This is a genomic window from Aerococcus sp. L_32 (genome assembly GCF_050689315.1).
The window spans coordinates 1-1,831 of record NZ_JBOEQF010000381.1 but is presented as its reverse complement, the minus strand read 5'-3'; the positions used below and the strand labels follow the sequence as shown (position 1 = coordinate 1,831).

Annotated in this window: 1 protein-coding gene; it reads left to right on the top strand. The window is 42.3% G+C overall.

Annotated features, from left to right (window positions below; translation table 11 throughout):
• Positions 1–274 precede the first annotated feature (274 nt).
• On the top strand, positions 275–1,615 hold the full coding sequence (locus tag ACRCJ0_RS13140) for an APC family permease (protein WP_418149896.1): 1,341 nt from the start codon (positions 275–277) through the stop codon (positions 1,613–1,615).
• Positions 1,616–1,831: the final 216 nt, after the last annotated feature.

The window sequence follows — 1,831 nt, the reverse complement described above, 5'->3', positions numbered from 1 at the left end:
GCTCGGCCTTCCCACTTTTCCATTCCATTTGATCTAAAAGAAACATAAAATACTTTTCTGAAGGTTATCTTTCATATCGATGTTTCCTTTTTTAATCAGAGACGGCAAATCAAAACCCTTCTCTTGCCTATTCATGGCAGGTAGCACAGGCAATAAAAATGCCTGCGCCATATTTGTTGATTCTGCTATGAAATAGTTCTTGACGAATCGTTTTTTCGTCCCTAGAATGTATGGACGTATCACTGACAAAGGTCATTTAGGAGAATTAGAAAACATGGAAAAAACGGAATTGAAAAAAAGTATCAGCGGCTTGACTGCGCTGACAGTATTAGTGGGTACTGTAATTGGAGCGGGGGTCTTCTTTAAGCCTACAGCGGTGTATTCTGCTAGCGGGGCTCCGGGTGTTGGGCTGTTGGCTTGGTTTGTTGCCGGTATCATTACCATCACTGGTGGTCTGACTGTTGCTGAAATTGGCACGATTTACTCGGAATCGGGCGGATTAATGCTGTATATGGAAAAAGTATATGGAAAGATTTGGGGGTTTCTGGCTGGATGGGCACAGATGATTGTTTATTTCCCAGCAAACTTTGCGGCTTTGGCCATTATCTTTGCGACGCAAGTTATCAATCTTTTCGGGTTAAGCGATCAATTGATCATTCCCATTGCGATTGGGACCGCCCTCTTTATAGCCCTCATGAATTTTATGGGAACGAAGCATGGCAGCAGGATTCAAAATGTCGCTACTTTCCTGAAACTTATTCCTCTTTTTATTATCATTATTGCTGGGTTACTTTATCCTGGAGGAGGTCAACAGAGCCTTATGCCTTTTGTTTCAGAAGACCATTCTTTCCTGACTGCTCTTAGCTCAGCACTGGTTGCCACCCTTTTTGCTTATGATGGTTGGATGAACGTGGGGACGTTGGCGGGAGAGATGAAAAATCCCGGGAAGACATTGCCTCGTGTGATTGTCGGCGGACTCTCCATCGTGATGGCCGTTTATCTTGCAATCAATGTTGCCTATCTTTTTGTAGTCGATAGCGCTACTCTTGCAGGTACTGCTACCCCTGCAGCAGCTGTTGCTTCTAAACTGTTTCCAGGTATTGGCGGCAAATTAATCACGGTGGGAATTTTAATCTCTGTTTTTGGTGCAATGAATGGCTACTTCATTTCTGCTATGCGCATTCCCTATGTACTGGCAAAAAGAGGATTGCTTCCTTTTGCTGATTGGTTCGGTGTTTTGCATCCCAAAACTTATGTCCCAATGAATGGCGGCATAATGATTGTTTCTATCTCTGTCGTGATGATGATGTCCGGTTCGTTCAATCAGCTGACTGATTTGATTGTATTCGTTATATGGATATTCTCTACCATGACTTTCCTGGCAGTCATTATCCTGCGGAAAAGAAAACCCGCAATTGAGCGCTCTTACAAAGTGCCACTCTATCCCTTTATTCCGCTGGTAGCAATTGCAGGAGGCTTGTTTATTTTAATGAGTACTTTGCTGACGCAGCCGTTCAACGCTTTATTGGGAATCGTCTTGACTCTGTTAGGTGTTCCTGTTTTCTTATATACTCAAAAAAATCAAAAAGCTCCCGTTTTAATTGAAGAAGAATAATATTGGCATAGATTATCGAACAAGCAGCCCCATATGGAAGCTGCTTGTTTTGCATTTTTTTGGGGTGGTTTATAGGGGTTTGGGGAGGTTTGTATAGTACAGAACTTTTTTATGAGCTGTATCATACACATTTCCTAAAGAAATGAATGACGACGAGCAGTAATGATACGTTCGAAGAAAAAAATAGAAACAAGCTCCGAATTTTGGAGCTTGTCT